Annotated in this window: 15 protein-coding genes and 1 pseudogene; 8 read left to right on the plus strand and 8 right to left on the minus strand. The window is 73.3% G+C overall.

All coding sequences use genetic code 11. The features are described from left to right. Positions 1–39: 39 nt before the first annotated feature. The 3 genes from ACGF1Z_RS15625 to ACGF1Z_RS15635 form a co-directional block, all read right to left on the minus strand. Entirely contained in the window at positions 40–786 is a 747-nt protein-coding gene (locus tag ACGF1Z_RS15625; RefSeq protein ID WP_393004041.1) for an arylmalonate decarboxylase, read from the minus strand. A gap of 73 nt (positions 787–859) precedes the next feature. Beyond that, a complete protein-coding gene (locus ACGF1Z_RS15630; RefSeq protein ID WP_393004043.1) occupies positions 860–1,084 on the minus strand; it encodes a tautomerase family protein in 225 nt (74 codons plus the stop codon). 42 nt (positions 1,085–1,126) lie between these two features. Further along, positions 1,127–5,047 (minus strand): amino acid adenylation domain-containing protein, encoded by a 3,921-nt coding sequence (locus ACGF1Z_RS15635; protein WP_393004045.1) that lies wholly within the window; start codon positions 5,045–5,047, stop codon positions 1,127–1,129. A gap of 274 nt (positions 5,048–5,321) precedes the next feature. Here ACGF1Z_RS15635 and ACGF1Z_RS15640 point away from each other — a divergent pair, with 274 nt between their 5' ends. Then, positions 5,322–5,921, plus strand: coding sequence for a TetR/AcrR family transcriptional regulator (locus ACGF1Z_RS15640; protein ID WP_393004047.1), 600 nt, complete (start codon positions 5,322–5,324; stop codon positions 5,919–5,921). 101 nt (positions 5,922–6,022) lie between these two features. Further along, a complete protein-coding gene (locus tag ACGF1Z_RS15645) occupies positions 6,023–7,231 on the plus strand; it encodes a Cmx/CmrA family chloramphenicol efflux MFS transporter (protein WP_393004049.1) in 1,209 nt (402 codons plus the stop codon). Here the strand turns inward: ACGF1Z_RS15645 and ACGF1Z_RS15650 are convergent. Next, positions 7,210–7,539 (minus strand): ArsR/SmtB family transcription factor, encoded by a 330-nt coding sequence (locus ACGF1Z_RS15650; protein ID WP_393004051.1) that lies wholly within the window; start codon positions 7,537–7,539, stop codon positions 7,210–7,212. The genes ACGF1Z_RS15645 and ACGF1Z_RS15650 overlap by 22 nt on opposite strands. A 162-nt stretch (positions 7,540–7,701) precedes the next feature. On the opposite strand from ACGF1Z_RS15650, the gene ACGF1Z_RS15655 reads away from it, so the two are divergent. The 4 genes and pseudogenes from ACGF1Z_RS15655 to ACGF1Z_RS15670 all read left to right on the plus strand — a co-directional run. Continuing rightward, a complete protein-coding gene (locus ACGF1Z_RS15655) occupies positions 7,702–8,577 on the plus strand; it encodes an NAD(P)-dependent oxidoreductase (RefSeq protein ID WP_393004053.1) in 876 nt (291 codons plus the stop codon). Between the two features lie 25 nt (positions 8,578–8,602). Then, positions 8,603–10,249, plus strand: coding sequence for an FAD-dependent monooxygenase (locus ACGF1Z_RS15660; protein ID WP_393004055.1), 1,647 nt, complete (start codon positions 8,603–8,605; stop codon positions 10,247–10,249). 91 nt (positions 10,250–10,340) lie between these two features. Further along, positions 10,341–11,720 (plus strand): ROK family protein, encoded by a 1,380-nt coding sequence (locus ACGF1Z_RS15665; RefSeq protein WP_393004057.1) that lies wholly within the window; start codon positions 10,341–10,343, stop codon positions 11,718–11,720. Beyond that, positions 11,684–12,013, plus strand: a pseudogene (locus ACGF1Z_RS15670) (adenosylcobinamide amidohydrolase); the annotation flags it as partial. The gene ACGF1Z_RS15665 and the pseudogene ACGF1Z_RS15670, both read left to right, overlap by 37 nt. A gap of 217 nt (positions 12,014–12,230) precedes the next feature. On the opposite strand, the gene ACGF1Z_RS15675 reads toward ACGF1Z_RS15670, so the two are convergent. Then, positions 12,231–13,676 (minus strand): cryptochrome/photolyase family protein, encoded by a 1,446-nt coding sequence (locus tag ACGF1Z_RS15675; RefSeq protein WP_393004059.1) that lies wholly within the window; start codon positions 13,674–13,676, stop codon positions 12,231–12,233. Positions 13,677–13,767: 91 nt separating this feature from the next. Next, on the minus strand, positions 13,768–15,291 hold the full coding sequence (locus ACGF1Z_RS15680; protein ID WP_393004061.1) for an SDR family oxidoreductase: 1,524 nt from the start codon (positions 15,289–15,291) through the stop codon (positions 13,768–13,770). A 164-nt stretch (positions 15,292–15,455) separates the two neighbouring features. Here ACGF1Z_RS15680 and ACGF1Z_RS15685 point away from each other — a divergent pair, with 164 nt between their 5' ends. Then, positions 15,456–15,887, plus strand: a complete 432-nt coding sequence (locus tag ACGF1Z_RS15685) for a Rieske (2Fe-2S) protein (RefSeq protein WP_393004063.1) — start codon at positions 15,456–15,458, stop codon at positions 15,885–15,887. On the opposite strand, the gene ACGF1Z_RS15690 is transcribed toward ACGF1Z_RS15685, so the two are convergent. Beyond that, the gene (locus ACGF1Z_RS15690; RefSeq protein ID WP_393004065.1) at positions 15,874–16,527 is read right to left on the minus strand and encodes a cysteine hydrolase; all 654 of its coding nucleotides are present in this window, start codon (positions 16,525–16,527) and stop codon (positions 15,874–15,876) included. The two genes, ACGF1Z_RS15685 and ACGF1Z_RS15690, sit on opposite strands and share 14 nt — an antisense overlap. 90 nt (positions 16,528–16,617) lie before the next feature. On the opposite strand from ACGF1Z_RS15690, the gene ACGF1Z_RS15695 reads away from it, so the two are divergent. Further along, positions 16,618–17,094 carry a pyridoxamine 5'-phosphate oxidase family protein gene (locus ACGF1Z_RS15695; protein ID WP_393004067.1) on the plus strand — a complete coding sequence of 159 codons (477 nt, stop codon included), beginning with the start codon at positions 16,618–16,620 and terminating at the stop codon, positions 17,092–17,094. A 61-nt stretch (positions 17,095–17,155) separates the two neighbouring features. Here the strand turns inward: ACGF1Z_RS15695 and ACGF1Z_RS15700 are convergent, their stop codons facing one another. After that, positions 17,156–18,070: a LysR family transcriptional regulator gene (locus ACGF1Z_RS15700; protein WP_393004069.1), complete on the minus strand. Its 915-nt coding sequence runs from the start codon at positions 18,068–18,070 to the stop codon at positions 17,156–17,158. Between the last annotated feature and the right edge of the window lie 46 nt (positions 18,071–18,116).

Below are 18,116 nucleotides of genomic sequence, written 5' to 3' on the forward strand. Positions count from 1 at the left end.
GGTGCGACGGCGCCGCACCGCCGGGCGGGTGGCTGCCGGTCAGTGCTCGGAGAGCAGCGAGCCGTGGCCGTGGACGCGGTCCTGGATGCCGTTGCGGCGCAGGGCGTGCCAGTACAGGACGGTGTTGTTGGAGATGACGGGCTTGCCGATCCAGAACTCGGCGAGGGCGGCGACGCGCGACATGGCGACGTTGGTGCCGACCTGGACGATCGCGTCGATGTCCGGCCCGTCGATCTCCTTGATGACGTCGCGGAGTTCGGTCTCGGAGACGTGCGAGATCTTGGCGGGGCTGGGCATGCCCAGGCCCTGGATGCGGACGACGTCGTAGCCGCTGTCCTTGAAGAAGCGGCTGACGGAGTCGTCGCCGACGGGCAGGTACGGCGTGATGACGGCGACCTTGCGGGCCTCGTAGGCGCCGAGCGCGGCGTTGATCGCGTCGGGGCTCATGATGACGGGCAGGCCGCCGGCGGCCTCTCCCATGGAGGCGAGGACGCGCTCGTGGGAGGCGGGGCCGTCCCAGTAGCTCTCCGGGGAGACGCCGATGATCACGGTGTCGGGGCTGCAGCTCACGACGCTCTTGATCGCCGGGTGGGTGGAGTTGCGGATGCTGTGCATCACGTGGTCGAAGCCGGGCTCGTCGACCATCGAGTCGTCGCCGATGACCATGCGGCCGATGTGGTTGGTGACCTGGTGCGGCCGCAGGGCCTCCAGCTCGGGCTGGGCCGAGGTGTTGGTGGAGGGGACGACGACGCCGACCTTGAGTCGGGGGCCGAGGGAGTCGGTCATTGCGGGTGCCTCTCAGAAGATCGCGTGGTGCGGGTGCGGCCGGGGTCGCGGCCGCCGGGGTGGACGAGGGTTGTCACTCGGACCGGTAGTCGGGCGCCTTGATCAGCCGGTCCTGCAGGCCGGTGATCCGGGGCTCGAAGACCTCCGTCGTCCAGTCCTCCCGCTCCACGGGGTGCAGGGAGACGGAGACGGCTCCGTCGTAGGTCGAGAAGTGCTCGACGACGACGTCGGCGAGGGCGCGGCCGAGCCGCTCCTTCTGCTCGTCGGTGAATTCCCGGTCGTAGTACGAAATGTCCACGTGCGGCACGATGGGGACTCCAAGTCCTGGCGGAGAAGTGGGCTAGGCGGCGAGCCGGGCGCGGATGGCGGCGACCAGTTCGGCGATGCCGCGCTCCTTGAGGACGCTGTAGTGGTCGCCCTCCAGGTCGACGACCGTCACGGGCGCGGCGGAGTAGCCGGAGCTGCCCTCGATGAAGGCGTAGTCGTCGCCGGTCGCCTTGAAGAGGGTGACCGGGGTGTTCAGCTTGCGCTCGCTCAACTCGCGGAAGTTGTACTCGAATTCGTAGGTCTCGCCGACGATGCGGGTGATCCGGCGGATCAGCTGCTCGTCCAGGGCGGGTATTCGCTCGTGGACGAAGGCGACGAAGCTGTCCTCGTCATGGGCGGCCGCCAGGCAGGCCTCCACCTCGGGGCCGCTGATCGAGCCGGCGAAGACGGAGTGGAGGATCGTGACGTAGGCGGGGTTGGCGTAGGAGGCCTCCCGGCCGTGGCGCTCCGCCTCGGCGGCGCGGACCTTGGGGTTGCCGGGGCAGAGGAGGAGCAGCTGCTCCACCTTCTCGCCGGCCTGCTCCAGCTGCCAGGCCGCCTCGAAGGCGACGCGGGCGCCGAAGGAGTAGCCCCACAGGAGGTACGGCCCCTCGGGCTGGACGCGCCGGATCTCGGCGATGTCGGCGGCCGCCGTCTCCTGGACGGTCGGGTAGGGCTGCTCGCCCTCGTTGATGCCGTGCGCCTGGACCCCGTAGAACGGCCGGCCGAGGCCGGACTCGCGGCCGAGCAGCCGCAGGTTCATCGGGTAGCCGCCGAGGCCGGGCCAGCAGAACACCGGGCCGGCGATGCCCTCGGCCCCCTTGGGGGTGTCGTCGTGCAGCCGGACCAGGCGCGAGACGGCGGCGCCGGAGCCGTCCGCGATACGGGCGGCGAGGTCGCCCAGCTTCGGCGCCTCGAAGACGACCTGGAGCGGGAGCCGGGTGCCGAACTCGCGGTTGATCCGGTTGACCAGGGCGACGGCGATCAGCGAGTTGCCGCCGGCCGCGAAGAAGTCGTCCTCGGTCGAGACGTCCTCGTACTTGAGGGCGTTGCCCCAGACGTCGGCGAGCCAGCGCTCGTGGGCGGTCGCCGGGGCGACGTAGGGGGCGCCGCTGCCCGCGGCCCGCACCTGTTCGCTCGCGGCGAGGGTCTTGGCGTCGACCTTGCCGTTGGCGGTCAGGGGCAGGTCGTTCATGACCAGGACCCGGTTGGGGATCATGTAGTCGGGCAGGAAGCCGGCCAGCTCCTCCTTGATGATCTCGGCCGGGCCCTTGGTGTGGACGGCGTCCTCGTTCATGCCCTCGCTGAGGGCCTGCTCCTCGCTGATCCGGCCGCCGAGGAAGAAGTACGACGGGCCGGTCGGCGTGCCGATGGAGGCGAGGATCTCGTCGATCCGGCGCGCGGCGGGCAGCGGGTTGCCGGACTTGGAGCTGTATCCGGAGGACATGAAGCCGAGCGCGAGGCCGTTGCGCTGGAGGTGGTGCAGCTTGGCCCCCATCGCGACGTACTCCAGCCAGGGCTCCTCGGCGCGGCTGATCGCCGTGATGCCGAAGGAGGCCCGGTCGTAGACCGACTGGTTGATGGCGATGACGTGGCGGCGCTGGATCAGCGCGTCCGAGACGCGCTCGAACTCGCCGTTGAGATAGCGATAGTGACCGCCCGGGAGGTCCGCGATCCGGCCGGGGTGGGCCTGGACGTAGATCTCGGTCGGGTCCTGCCGGGGCTCGCCGTCGTTCGGGTGGATCTCGAAGCTGCCGAGGTAGTGGTCCTCGTCGACGACGTCGAGCCGGTCCTTGACGGCGGGGGTGAAGCCGGCGGGCCGGACGGTCAGTCCGTACTCGGGCAGCACCTCCTCGAGGACGCCGACCATGTGGCCCGTCTCGAACTCCAGGACCTCGAGGATGTTGTTGGCGTAGACCGGCTCGATGGCCCGCCGCTTGCCGAGGAAGTGCACGTTCAGGGCGGGGCCGGTCAGCTCCGTGCCGGCGATCCGCACCAGGGTGTGGTCGACCGGGTGGTGGTAGTAGACGCCCGCCTCGATCCCGGCGACGCCGCTGGTCTCCAGGTACATCTGCGTGGCGTAGAGGGCGCCCGGCGAGGCGTAGGAGTACTTCGGAAGGAGGCGCTCCTCGCTGCGGAACTGTCCGAACCAGCGGAGGATCTCGCCGAGCTGGGCGAGGGAGAGTTCGTCAAGCCCTCGCGACAGCTGCGGGACCGGCGGCGGCGCGAGCAGCTGCCGGAGGTCCTCCCGGCCGACCTCGCCGCCGTCGTAGTAGCGGTAGGTCTTGCGGGCGAAGGTCTCCCGGCGCTGCCGCGGGGTGGCCTCGCGGCCCGGCAGGCCGAGCACCGGCCGGCCGGCCAGCTCGTCGGCGTCGCGCAGGCCGGGGTTGGACAGCTGCGCCTTGACCTGGAGCTTGCTGGCCTTGGACTGGTGGTGGCCGCCGTGGTTGCCCTGGTCCATCAGGGCCGCCTCGCGCGGGTTGAGCTCGATGCAGGCCACCAGGTTCTGGAAGCCGGTGCGCGGGTCGTCGGTGACGACGGCCGCGGCGCGGCGGACCCAGGCGTGCTCCTCGATGGCCAGCGAGATCTCGTCGAGCTCGACGCGGTAGCCGCGCAGCTTGACCTGGTTGTCGGCGCGGCCGACGCAGGTGATGGTGCCGTCCTCGTTCCAGTAGGCGAGGTCACCGGTCTTGTAGAGGCGCTCGGTCGGGACGAAGGGCGACGGGATGAATCGTTCCGCCGTGAGGTCCTCGCGGTGCAGGTAGCCACGGGCCAGCTGGACGCCGCCGATGTAGAGCTCGCCGGTGGTGCCTATGTCGACCGGCCGGAGCTCCTCGTCGAGGATGAAGCAGGGCGTGTTGTCGACGGGGACGCCGATCGGCACCGAGCCGGCGCCGTCGCGGAGCACGTCCGGGTCCACCAGGCACGCGGTGGCGTTGATGGTGGTCTCGGTGGGGCCGTACAGGTTGACCAGCGAGATCCACGGCAGCTCGGTGAGGAGCGAGCGGGCGAGCCGGTGCGAGAGCGCCTCACCGCCGGAGAAGACGCGCCGCAGCGTGGTGCAGGAGCGGAACTCGTCCAGGTCCACCAGGGCCTGGAGCAGGGTCGGTACGCCCTGCAGCGTGGTGATCTCGTGCCGGTTGACGGTGGCGACGATCGCCTCGGGGTCGCGGTAGATGCCGGGCGCGCCGACGACGACCCTGGCCCCCGCGGCGGGGGCGAGGATCTCCCACTGCGCCGCGTCGAAGCTCATGGGGGTCTTCTGCAGGACGGTGACGTGGCTGCCGAGGTGACCGAAGGAGTGCATCCAGCGCAGCTGGGACACGATGCTCCGGTGCTCGATCATCACGCCCTTGGGCCGGCCCGTGCTGCCCGAGGTGTAGATGACGTACGCGAGGGAGTCGGGGCGGGGCCCCATCCCCCGGGGATCGCGCTGCTGCGGGATCCGGGCCGGGGCGCCGGCGGCACCGGCTCCCCCGACGCCGCAGTGCGGGACGCCGTCGAGCGGGGCCTCCGGCACGTCCCCGAGCGTGACGATCCGGGTGCCGGCCGGGGCGATGGCGGCGAGCCGCTCCCGCAGGTGCTCCTGGGTGACGATCACCCCGGTGCGGCTGTTCTCGATCATGTAGCGGAGCCGGTCCTCGGGGTACTCCGGGGACAGCGGCAGATAGGCGGCGCCGGCGAAGAGGATGCCCCACGCGCCGGTCATCAGGTCCAGCGACGGTTCGGTGTAGAGGCCTACGCAGTCGTCGACCGACACGCCGAGACCGTAGAGGTGGACGGCCAGCCGCCCACTGGACTCGGCGAGCTGACGGTAGGTGAGGCTGCGGTCGTCGGAGACGACGGCCACCGCCTCGGGCCGCGCCGTGGCCTGCTGCTCCAGCAGGCCCGGCAGGCAAGCCCCGTTTTCCAGGCGTAAGCCGTAAAAGGGCGCAACGGACTGAACGGGTGCCAAGGTGATCCCCCATGGAAAGGATGTTGGTGCCCTGGTGAGAGGGCCCTCCCCCGCGTCCTCCCGGGTCGTTCGCCGGGCGGACCGGGTCTTCGCGGCGCACCGGCGGCGGAGGGTGGTCGGACTCCCGCGCCGGACGGGTCTGCCCGCATGCCCGGGATTGCTTCCGGGACACTCGGTGCCGCGTCGACGACTTGAGGTAATCACACCTTCGAGCAGGCAGTCACGCTGGTCCATCGAATTTTAACAATCGTTCCAGAACTGCTAACCTGTCGTCATGTCACCTCGCCCCCGAGGCTTCGACCTCGACCACGCACTGGACGCGGCGATGACCACGTTCTGGGACAAGGGGTACGCCGGCACATCGGCCCAGGACCTCGTGGACAGCACCGGACTCGGCCGTGGCAGCCTCTACAACACGTTCACCAGCAAGCGCGGGCTGTTCGAGGCGGCGCTGCGGCGCTATGACAGCGAGTGGACCAGCCGGCTGACGAGACTGCTCGAAGAGGGCGAGGGGACGGCCCGCGAGCGCATCCGCGCGGTCCTGCTGAGCGTGGTCGACGAGGAGACCGCCGAGATCCCCGACCACCGCGGCTGCCTCGTGGTCAACACCGCGATGGAGATGGCCGGGCGGGATCCGGACATCACCGAGCATGTCCGCGGAACCTTCGCCCGGGTGCAGACGGCACTGCGTGTCAGCATCGAGCAGGGGCAGCGCGACGGTTCGATGCCGCGCGACCAGGAGCCGCAGACCCTCGCCGTCTTCCTGCTCAACTCGATGTACGGACTGCGGGTGCTCGGCAAGGTCGGCGACCGCGCGACGCTCGTGTCACTGGTGGACCAGATCCTGCCTCCCGCCCCTCGGAACGCCTCCTAGGGTCTCGACAGTCGGCCGACGCACCCGCGTCGGCCTTTCTTTCACCCTGGTTCTGGAACGATGGTTCAGATTCCGGTACCGGAATCGAAGGAGGAGCGGCGGTGCCCTTCGCCGTGTACGTGCTCGGCCTGAGCGTCTTCTGCATCGGGACCACCGAGTTCATGATCTCCGGGCTGCTGCCCGACCTCTCCCGCGACCTCTCGGTCTCCGTGCCCGCGGTGGGCTGGCTGATCTCCGGCTACGCGCTCGGCGTGGTGGCCGGCGGCCCCGCCCTCACCGTCGCGACCCTGCGCGTCAACCGCAAGAAGGCCCTGGTCGGCCTGCTGTTCCTGTTCGTCCTCGGGCAGACCATGGGGGCCCTCGCGCCCGGCTACGGCGTCCTGCTGGCCGGGCGGGTCGTCGCGGCCCTCGCCCAGGGAGCCTTCTTCGGCATCGGCTCGGTGGTGGCCGTGGAGCTCGCGGGCCCCGAGCGGCGCGGCCGGGCCCTGGCGATCATGTTCGCCGGCCTCACCGTGGCCAATGTCCTCGGCGTCCCGGCGGGGACCTTCCTCAGCCAGCACGCGGGCTGGCGGGCGAGCTTCTGGGCGGTCGACGCCCTGGCGGTGGCCGCACTGCTCGGCGTCGTCCTCCTGGTGCCACGTCGCCCGAACGGCCCGTACGCGGGGGTGCGCGCGGAGCTCACCGCGTTCCGCAACCCCCGCGTGTGGGTGGCTCTTTCGACCTCGATGCTCACCCAGGCGGCGATCTTCTGCTGCTTCAGCTACCTGTCCAAGCTCTTCACCGACGTGAGCGGCTTCTCCGAGGCGGCCGTGCCGCTGCTGCTGACCCTGTTCGGCGTGGGCTGCTTCGCGGGCAGCGTCGTCGGGGGCCGCTTCGCGGACCGCCGTCTGCTGCCCAGCCTGTACGTGGGGATCGCGGCGATGGCCCTGGTGCTGGCGCTGCTGACGCTCACCGCGCACGACCGGACGGCCACCGTGGTCACGGTGCTGGCCTTCGGCCTGGCCGCCTTCTCCATCAACCCGGCGCTCCAGGCCCAGGTGATGCGCGAGGCCGGCGACGCGCCGACGCTCGCCACCACGACCAACACCTCCGCCTTCAACCTCGGCAACACGATCGGCCCCTGGGTCGGCGGCAGCGTCATCGGCGCCGGCCTCGGCTACACGGCGCCCGTGTGGTCCGGGGCGCTGCTCGCGACGGCGGGCCTGGGCACGGCGGTTCTGTCGGGGCTGCTGCAACGGAGGGCGCCGGCCCCCGGGCCGGCGGCGGGCGCCGGGCCGACGCCCGTGCGTCAGGGAGCCGGCGCCCCGTGACCGCCCTCCAGGCTCAGCAGGTTGCCGAGGAGGCCGGGGAAGCGGCGTTCGAAGCCGGGCCGCAGCCGCAGCCGCATGCCCGTGCCGGTGCTGCGCTGGATGATCAGTCCGGCCTCGCGGAGCACCTTCCAGTGGTACGAGCGGGTCGACTTCGCGCCCGGCACGTCCAGCGTCGTACAGGCGACCTCGGCGTCCGGGGTGCGGGCCAGCCGGACGACCACGCCGCGCCGGTGCCGGTCGGCCAACGCCGCGTACACGGCGTCGAGTTCGACGGCCTCCAGCGAAGGATGGAAGAGCTCGACGGGCATCGCGGGGACCTCTCGGCGTCGGACAGGTGACAGACACGGCCGGGACGCGTTGTGGGGCCGGTCCCGGCATGCCTAAGGTAGCCCGGTACGAAAATTTTCGAACCGCTGGTGCCGACGGCGCCGGCGGCTCGACCCCCCGAACCACCTTCTAGGAGTCCGGACATGACCTCCGCACAGCCGGTCATCGCAGTCCTCGGCACCGGCATCATCGGCGCCCCCGTCGCCCGCAACCTCGTCCGGAGCGGCTTAACCGTCCGCGCCTGGAACCGCACCCGGGCCAAGGCCGACGCCCTCGTCGCCGACGGCGTCACGGTCGCCGACACCCCGGCCGAGGCCGTCGACGGCGCCGACGTGGTCCTGACCGTCCTCAACGACGGCCCCCGCGTGCTGGAGGCCGTCCGGGCCGCCGCGCCCAAGCTCGCGCCGGGCACCGTCTGGGTGCAGGTCAGCACCGTCGGCGAGGCCGTGGCCGAGCTCGCCGCCTTCGCCGGGGAGGCCGGGCTGGTCTTCGTCGACGCCCCGGTGCAGGGCTCGCGCCAGCCCGCCGAGCTCGGAAAGCTGGTGGTCCTGGCCGCCGCCCCGGAGAGCGTCCGCCCCACCGTCCAGCCGCTGTTCGACATCATCGGCGCGCGTACCGTCTGGGTCGGCGAGGACGGCACCGAAGGCGCCGCCAGCCGCCTCAAGCTGGTCCTGAACACCTGGGTGGGCGCCCTCACCCACGGCGTGGGCGAGGCCCTCTCGCTCGCCGACCGGCTCGGCGTCGACCCGCGGCACTTCGTGGACGTCGTCTCCGGCGGCCCCATGGACAGCGGGTTCTTCCAGGGCAAGTCCGCCGCGATCCTGAACGGCGACTGGACCCCGCAGTTCTCCGTGGACAACTCCGAGAAGGACGCCAGGCTCGTCCTGGAGGCCGCCGAGCGGGTCGGCGTACGGCTCGACGCCACCGAGGCCGGTCACCGCCGCTTCCAGCGCGCCGTCGCCCGGGGCCACGGGGACAAGGACATGGCCGCGGGCTGGTTTGCCAGCTTCGACGCGTAGCCCGCACGGACCGGGAAGGCCCGCCATGTTCCCCGAACACACCACCGTCCTCGTCGTCGGCGGCGGCCCCGTGGGGCTGCTGCTCGCCGGCGAACTGGCGCTGCAGAACGTCGACGCCCTCGTGCTCGAACGGCACGAGCGGGTACGGGACACCCCGCGCGCCGGCACCCTGCACGCGCGCACCGTGCAGTCCCTGCTGCGCCGGGGCGTCCTGCGACTGCCCGCACCGGGCCGGCTCGACCTCCGGCAGCGCACCGGCTTCCACTTCGCCGGACTGCCGCTGCTGACGATCACCAGCCCGACGGCCGAGGGGCCGCCGATCCTCAACCAGCCGCAGTCCTCCCTGGAGCAGGCCTTCGAGGGCCGGGCCCGGGCGCTCGGCGCCGACGTGCGCCGGGGATGGGAGGTGCGGCGGCTGACCGAGCGGCCCGACCGGGTGGAGGTGGAGGTCGTCGGCGACGACGGCCGCGGGCGCACCCTGACGGCCGACTGGGTCGTGGGCTGTGACGGAGCGCGCAGCACGGTGCGGGAGCGGGCGGGCTTCCCGGTCACCACGACCGAGCCGTCCTTCAGCGGCGTCATCGGTCTGGTGCGACTGGTCGACCCGGCCGGCGCCCCCGGCGGCTGGGCCCGCGGACCCGAGGGGGCGACGCTGATCAACGTCAACCCGCGCGGCTACAGCCGGGTGCTGACCCATGACTTCTCCCGTCCCTTCCCCGACCGGGGACGGCCGGTGACCCTGGAGGAGCTCAGCACCACGGCCGCGCGGGTGCTGGGCCGCGAACTGCCCATGCGGGACCTCGTGTACGGCTCCCGCTTCTCCGACTTCACGCGGGTCGCGGACCGTTACCGCTCCCCCGGCCACGGCCGCGTCCTGCTGGCCGGCGACGCCGCGCACGTGCACGCGCCGCTCGGCGGCCAGGGCCTCAACACCGGGCTCCAGGACGCCGTCAACCTGGGCTGGAAACTGGGCCTGGTGGCCCGCGGCGACGCCCCCGGCGAGCTGCTCGACAGCTACACCGACGAGCGGCGCGCGGTGGCACGGACGGTCGTCGCCAACACCCGCGCGCAGGCGGCCCTGATGGATCCGCGCCCCCAACAGGAGCCGCTGCGCGCCTACTTCGGGCGCCTGATGGACGTGCCGGAGGCCCGCGCGGCGACCGCGGACGAGATCAGCGGCCAGAGCATCCGCCACTCCCGGCCGGGCACCGACCCGCTGACCGGCACCTTCCTGCCCAATCACACCTTCCTCACGCCCGACGGCCCGCTCCGCACGGCCGAGCTCCTGGAGGACGCCACTCCCCTGCTGCTGCTCACCGAGGACGTGACGACCGTGCCCGGCGAGCTGCTCGACGGCTGGTCGCGGGACCGCCTGCGGACGGTGCGGGTCGGCCGGACGGACGCGGAGGGCACGGCCCTCGGCTGGCGCGCGGTGCTGTGCCGCCCGGACGGCTATCTGGCCTGGGCGGCCGGCGGGGCGGAACCGGACCCGGCCGAACTCGCCGTGGAGCTGGCGCGCTGGCTGGGTCCGGCGAGGTCGCCCGCAGGGACCCCGCGGCGACCGGTCGGGCCCGTCGAGCGGTCGATGGCGGAACGGGCGGGGAGCGGAAGCGGCACCGGCGGCCGGGGTCCCCGCGGAGCACAGGACCCCACCCTTTCCCCTACGCCTTAACTCATGACGTGAGGTGAACTACGAAGGAAGGGCGGCCCCCGCTCGGCGTCGGGTGTATGTTGCACAGCAGACGTGACGAACTGGGGGTACGGTGCGAGCGACGAGTGGCCGCACGGTGCGTGACCTGCGGCGGGAGAACCGCACCGCGGTCCTGCGACGGCTGTATTTCGACGGCCCGACGAGCCGGCTCGCGCTCGGCCCGGCGACGGGCCTGAGCTCGGGCTCGGTCAGCAACGTCGTCGGCGAGCTGGTCGCCGAAGGCCTCGTCGAGGAGGCCGGCAGCGTCGACTCGGCGGGCGGACGGCCGCGCACCCTGCTGCGGATCAGCCCGAGCAGCGGCTGCATGATCGGCGTGGACGTCGGCGAGACCCGCGTCAGGGTCGAACTGTTCGACCTCACCCTCACCGAACTCGCCCGGACCGAACGCCCGTTGGCGGTCGACAGCCGGGAGCCTCACGACCGCTACGAGGTCGGGCTCATCGTCGGGCACATCCGCGAGGGCATCGCCGAGGTGCTGCGCACCGCGCAGATGCCCCCCGACCGGCTGCTCGGCGTGGGCGTGGGCGTCCCCGGCATCGTCACCCCCGGCACGGAAGAGGACGGCACGGGCGGCACGCGGGGCGGAACCACCGAGGGCGGAGCGGGCTCCGGCGGCGGGGCCCTGGTGCACGGACAGACCATCGGCTGGGACGCCGTACCGCTGGAGCGGTTGCTGCGCGAGGCCGTCGACCTGCCGGGCAGCGTCCCCTACCGGATCGACAACGGCGCCCGCACGCTCGGCCAGGCGGAGCTGTGGTTCGGCGCCGGACGCGGCGCCCGCAGCGCCGTCTTCGTGCTCTTCGGCTCCGGCGTCGGAGCCTGCGTCGCCACCGACCCGATGGGTCCCGGCCGCGCCCTCGAATGGGGCCACCTGACCGTCCGGGTCAGGGGCCGCCGCTGCCGCTGCGGGGCCCTGGGCTGCCTGGAGGCGTACGCGGGCGCGGAGGCGCTGCTCGAACGCTGGCAGGAGGCGGGCGGGCGTCCCCCGGCCGGCGCCGACGAGGAGACCGCCCTCACCGCGATGCTCGCCGCCGCCCACCCGGCCGCCGGCTCGGGAACGGCCCCCGACCCGACGGCGCTCGCCGTCCTGGAGGAGACCGCCGAGTACCTCGGCGCGGGCGTCGCGGACCTGATCAACCTCTTCCAGCCCGAGCGCATCCTCGTCGGCGGCTGGGCCGGACTCCAGCTGGGCGACCGCTTCCTCGACACGGTGCGGCGCCACGCCGTGGACTACGCGCTGCGCCATCCGGCCGCCCGGGTCACGATCGGCCTCGGCACCCTGGGCCCGGAGGCCGTCACCATCGGGGCCGCCATCCTCCCGCTGGCCGACTTCTTCGCCCGCGGCGGCCGCCGCGCGGAGCCCGGCACGGAACAGTCGCAGGCGCAGCAGCCCGCGTGGACGACGACGGTGCGGGACCGGGAGGCCCGCTGACGGGGTGCGGCGGAGCCGACGCCGCAGCGGCCCGGCAAGGGGCCCGCAGGCAGGAAGGAAATCCCGACAGGGGGGCGCGGGACGCGCCCTGCGGGCGGCGCTGGCCGCTCCTCGTCAACGCCGTCGCCAGGGCCACCGAGGCGAAGGTCCAGGCCCTGGTGGCACTGGGCGCGGACGCCTCCGGCACCCCCACCGACGCGGTCTGCGTCGCCTGTCCCACCCCCGTGAACGCGGCAGCCGAGGCCTTCGGCGGCCCGCGGTCGGCACGGGGCCCCCGGCTGGCCCGCGCGGCGCACCGGGCGACCCGCGAGGCCTGCGCGGAGGTGCTCGCCCGAGGGGCTGACAAACTCCGCCCCGGACCGCCCGCCCGGACCGCCCGCCCGCCCCGGACCGCCCGCCCGGACCGCCCGCCCGCCCCGGACCGCCCGCCCGGACCGCCCGCCGGGACGACCCGGTCCCGAGGGGCCGGTGCCCGCCCGTGGGGCGGGAGGCGCAGTCGGCGCCGCGGCCTCAGCCCCGGCCGGCCGGCCCCGCAGCCATCGCGCGCTCCGGAGACGCGTCGGCCGCCGACGACTGCCGCTCCCCTTCGCCTTCCCTCCCCGCCCGGAACCGCGCCAGCCCGTCGGCCAGCCCGATCAGGGGTTCGGGGTAGTCGACCGCCGCGCGGTCGAGCCCGGTGAGCCGCCACGGCTCGTGCACCTCCGGCGCGGCGAGCCCGGCGAGCTCCGGGACCCAGCGGCGCACGTAGGCGCCGTCGGGGTCGTAACGCCGCGCCTGCAGGAGCGGGTTGAGCACCCGGTTGGGGCGGGTGTCCGTCCCCGTACCGGCCACCCACTGCCAGTTGAGCTGGTTGTTCGCGACGTCGCCGTCGACCAGCAGGCCGAGGAAGTGGCGGGCGCCCTGACGCCAGTCCAGATAGAGCGTCTTGGTGAGGAACGACGCGGCGATCAGCCGCCCCCGGTTGTGCATCCAGCCCTCGTGGGCGAGCTGGCGCATCGCGGCGTCGACCAGGGGGTAGCCGGTGCGCCCCTCCTGCCAGGCGCGCAGGTCAGCCTCCGCCTCCCGGCCGCGCCGCCAGCGGTCCTGGCGCGGGCGGTAGTCCTCGGTCGCGGTCTCCGGCCGTGCCGCCAGGACCTGGTGGTGGAAGTCCCGCCAGCACAGCTGCCGTGCGAACGCCTCGGCCCCCGCGCTGTCTCGCGCCCGCGCCCGTTGCACCGCCTCGACGGCCGAGACGGCGCCGAAGTGCAGGTACGGGGAGAGCCGCGACGTGGCGTCCCCCGCGAGGTCGTCGTGGCGCTCCTCGTAGGCGTCGGCGTGCCGGGACAGCCATGCCGTGAGGCGCTTGCGGCCCTCGGTCTCCCCGCCCGTCGCGAGGCCTTCGGAGACGCCCTCGACCGCGGACCGCTGGGGGAGGGCGTCGCTCCGCACCCCGTTCGGCACCCGTACGGCGCGCGGGGCGACGAGCGGCGTACGCAGCCGTACGTCGTTCCAGCGCCGGAAGTACGGAGTGAAGACGGCGAAGTGGTCCGAGCCCTGGGGGGTGAGTTCGCCCGGCGGCACGGCGGTGATCACTCCGTCGTGGACGAACAGCCGGCACCCGTCCGACTCCAGGGCGCGCCGCAGCCGGTCCTCCCGCGCACGGGCGAAGGCCGAGCACCCGGCCGCCATGTGCACCTCGTCCGCCCCCGCCTCCCGCACCACCGCGAGCACCTCGGCCGCCGTGTCGCCGGTACGCATGACGAGCCGGCCGCCACGCTCCTGGAGGGCGGCGTCCAGGTCGGCGAGGCAGTCGGCGAGGAAGGCGAGCCGGTTGGGAGCGGCGAAACCGGCCCGGTCCACGGCGGGGTCGCGCACGAACAGCGGCACGACCTCGCGCCCGCCGGCCGTGGCCGCCCGCAGCGGCGGATGGTCGTGCAGACGCAGATCCGAGGTGAACAGGACGACGGAGACGTTCATGGCACCACTCCTGGTTAGGGGCCGCCGGCGGTACTCTTCCCGTCCGCGGCACCGGCCGGATGCACGTGCTCGCCCGGCGCCGGGCGCGTCCTCACCGCCGGGACGCCTTCTCGGCCTTCCGCGCGATGTTCCGCGCCATGCCGCCGAAGACGATCGCGTGGAAGGGTGCGACGCTCCACCAGTACACCTGGCCGAGGAGTCCGCGCGGATGGAAGAGCGCCCGCTGCCGGTAACGGGTGCGGCCCTGCTCGTCGCGCTCCGCCCGCAGCTCCAGCCAGGCGAGGCCGGGCAGCCGCATCTCGGCGCGCAGCCGGAGCAGCCGGCCGCGTTCGATCTCCTCGACGCGCCAGAAGTCCAGGGCGTCGCCGACCCGCAGGTGTTCCGCGTCGCGGCGGCCCCGGCGCAGGCCGACACCGCCGACGAGCCGGTCGAGCCAGCCGCGCACGGCCCAGGCCAGCGGGAAGGAGTACCAGCCGTTCTCACCACCGGTCCCCTCGATGACGCGCCACAGCTCCGCCTGCCCGGCATCGACGACCCGGGCGCGCTCGTCGCTGTAGAGGCTGCCGCCCGCCCAGTCCGGATCGGTGGGCAGCGGGTCGCTGGGCGCCCCGGGGAGGGAGGCGGAGGACCAGCGGGTGGAGACCTGGGCGTCCTGCACCCGCTGGAGGGCGAGTTCGAGTGCCCGGTCGAAGGAGAGGGGCGCGCCGGGCTGGTCCGGCACGAAGCGGGCGATGTCGTGCTCGGAGCACACCACCTCGTGGCGCAGGGACTCGGCGAGCGGCCGGGCGAGGTCGGCGGGCACCGGGGTGACGAGTCCGATCCAGTGGCTCGACAGGCGCGGGGTGAGCATCGGGACCGGCACGATCAGCCGCCGTGGGAGCCGGGCGACGGCCGCGTACCGGATCATCATCTCCCGGTACGTGAGGACGTCCGGCCCGCCGATGTCGAAGCTCCGGTTCACCTCGGGCGGCATTCCGGCGCTGCCGACCAGATAGCGCAGCACGTCGCGCACGCCGATCGGCTGGACGCGGGTCCCCACCCAGCTGGGGGTCACCATGACGGGCAGGCGCTCGGTCAGGTAGCGGAGCATCTCGAAGGACGCCGAGCCCGATCCGATGACGACGGCGGCGCGCAGCACCGTGGTGGGCACACCGGATTCCAGGAAGATCCTGCCGACCTCGGCGCGGGACCGCAGGTGGCGGGAGAGCTGGTCGTCGGGCACGTCGCGGGGGGTGAGGCCGCCGAGGTAGACGATGCGCCGCAGACCCGCGCGCTTCGACTCCTCGGCGAAGGTGCGGGCGGCGGTGCGGTCGGTCTGCTCGAAGTTCCCGCCGGACCGCATGGAGTGGACGAGGTAGTAGCCGACGTCGACGCCGTCGAGGGCGGGCCGCAGGCTCTCCGCGTCGGTGACGTCGCCCCGGACGATCTCCACCCGGTCGGCCCAGGGGTGGTCCTTGAGGTGGGCAGGGGTCCGGGCGAGACACCGTACGCGGTATCCGGCGTCGAGGAGCTCGGGGACGAGGCGTCCGCCGATGTAGCCGCCCGCTCCGGTGACCAGGCAGCGCGCCCCCTCGGGCGCCGGGCGGGGCTGGGGCATGGGTCCGGGCTTGGGCATGGCCGCTCGGCCCCCTTCCGTGTCGGTGGAGTGTCGGACCTCCGTCGGATGCTTCCCTGCCGACGGCTCCGTCAGATGCACCGGCCCCGATCGGGTGACGCGGAGCTCCTCCATCCGCCACCATGGCGCAGAGATCGGCAAACGGTGTTCACAAGGGGAGCGGTATGAGTGGTGTGGCGCGCAGGACGGTCGTCGCGGCGGCGGGCGGAGCGGGACTGACGGCGGCGCTGGCCGCCTGCGGGGGAAGCGACGGCGGCGACAAGAACGTCACGGACGGGACGCAGGGGGCGGGCGGCACGTCCGGGGATAACGCGCCGCTGGCGATGACCGGTGACATCCCGGTGGGCGGCGGGAAGGTGCTCGCCGACAAGGGCGTGGTGATCACCCAGCCGAAGGCGGGCGAGTTCAAGGCGTTCTCCTCGCGCTGCACGCACCAGGGCTGCAGCGTGGGCAGCGTGGCCGACGGGGTCATCGTGTGCCCCTGTCACCAGAGTCACTTCGACGCCTCGGACGGCAGCGTGAAGCAGGGCCCGGCGACGCAGCCGCTGGAGCCGACGCCGATCGAGGTGACCGGGAAGGCGATCAGGCTCGGCTGACCTGCCGGGCGGCCTTCCAGCAGGCGAGCACCTCGTCGGTGCTCGTGACGGTGGCGACGAGCGCGAGCGTGTTGCGGATCATCGCGGGGGTGTAGTCGGCCGGCACCCCCGCGATGGCGTCGCCCGGTACGACGACGGTGTAGCCGAGGTTGACGGCGTCGAAGACGGCGTTGGGAACGGCCACGTTGGCGGAGACGCCGGTGACGACCAGGGTCCGGCAGCCCAGGTTCCTCAGGAGGGCGTCGACGTCGGTCCCCGCGATGGGCGAGAGGCCGTGCAGCCGCCGTACCACCAGGTCCTGCTCGGCGACCTCGATGGGCTCGGCGATCCGTACGGCGGGGCTTCCGCTGTGCTGCTGCACGGGCAGCCGGGCCGCGGCGCGGAACAGGCGGGCGTTGCGGTTGGCGCCGCGCCCGTCGGGGCGCCGCTCGGCGACGGCGTGCAGGACCTGCACCCCGGCCTCGTGGGCGGCGCCGACGAGCCGGGCGACCCGGCGCAGGGCGCCGGACTCCCTTGCCACGGCGCCGAGTTCGGGAAGAGCGCTCGCGGGCCCTACGACTCCCTCCTGGCACTCGACGGTGAGTAGCACCGTGCCGTCCGGGGCGAGCTGCTCCCTGAGCCGTTCCGAGTGCTGTCCCACGGTGTCCTCCTCGGGTCACCCGCTTGCACCGGGGCGGTGCAGCCCCCATGATTTCTGACACCTCGTCAGAAATCTAGAAGGGTGCGGACGATGACCGTCGCACAGCGCCGTGGACGCCGGATCATGATGACCCCGGCCGAGCTCGACACGTTCCTCTCCGAACAGCGCACCTGCCGGGTGGCGACCGTCTCGGCCGACGGCCGTCCGCACGTCAGCGCGCTCTGGTTCGCCTGGGACGGCACCTCGCTCTGGCTCTACTCCCTGACGCGCAGCCGCCGTTGGGCCGAGCTGCGCGCCCGGCCGCAGATCGCCGTCGTGATCGACGACGGTGTGGAGTACGGGGAGCTGCGCGGGGTCGAGCTCTCGGGCACCGTGGAGTTCGTGGGCGAGGCCCCCCGCACCGGCGAGCCCTGCCCCGAACTCGACGCGCCGGAACTCCTCTTCGCCGCCAAGAACTTCGGCCTCGACGCCATGCCGCACGACGGCCGGCACGCCTGGATGCGCCTCACCCCGGACGCCGTCGCGTCCTGGGACTTCCGCAAGCTCGGGACGTCCCCGGTGCACTGATCACGAGCGCCGCACGCCTCGTCGGCGGCCTGCGTCGCCGGGGATCGGACGATGCCCGTGGTCAGCGGAACCGCCCGTCGCCCGGCGTCCCGACCGCCCGCAGAACCTCCACCACGGCGCGGATCGACGGACGGCGCCCCGCGTCGGTGCGCCAGGTCGCGTAGATGTGGCGCCGCACCGGCTGCCGGACGGGCACGAAGGAGACCCCCTCCATGGCAGCCGGCCGCCCGAGCCGGGGGGCGACGCAGACGCCGAGGCCGGCGGCGACCAGGGCCAGCTGGGTGTGGTGGTCACCGGCGACATGGGCGATCCGCGGCTCGACGCCCTTGGAGCGGAGCGTGAAGATCAGCCAGTCGTGACAGAACTCGCCGGCGGGCCAGGAGACCCACTCCTCCTCGGCGAAGTCCGCCAGGTCCACCTCCGCCCGCCCGGCCAGCGGGTGGTCGGCGGACAGGGCGACGTCGGCGGAGTCGTCGAGCAGATGCGCCCGCTCCAGCCCGGGCGGCACCGGAGCCCGCTTGTTGTTCCAGTCCAGGACGACGGCGAGATCGCTGTCCCCCCGCAGCACCTCGCGCACCCCCGGATCGGGCTCCAGCTCGGCGGTGTGGACCCGCAGTCCGGGGTGAGCGGCGTGCAGCGAGCGGATCGCGGAGGGGATGAGCCCGCGCATCGCCGTGGGAAAGGCGGCGATGCGCACCTCCCCCACCACCTGCCCCCGCTGCGCCTCGATGTCCGCCTGGGCGAGCTGCACCTGGGAGAGGATCCGCGCCGCGTGCTCGGCAAGGAGCAGCCCGGCATCGGTCAGCCGGACCCCCCGCCCGCTCTTCGCCAGCAGTTGCTGCCCGATCTCCCGCTCCAGTTTGGCCAGTTGCTGCGAGACGGCCGACGTCGTGACGTGCAGTCCCTCGGCGGCTCCGCTCACCGAGCCGTGCCGCGCGACGGCGTCGAGGGTCCGCAGGCGCTCCAGGTTTAACATGTAAGCGATCCTAAGACATCACCTCCATGAATTCTCGCTTGTGCTA

It is taken from the genome of Streptomyces sp. NPDC048018 (assembly GCF_043202995.1).
Lineage (GTDB): Bacteria > Actinomycetota > Actinomycetes > Streptomycetales > Streptomycetaceae > Streptomyces.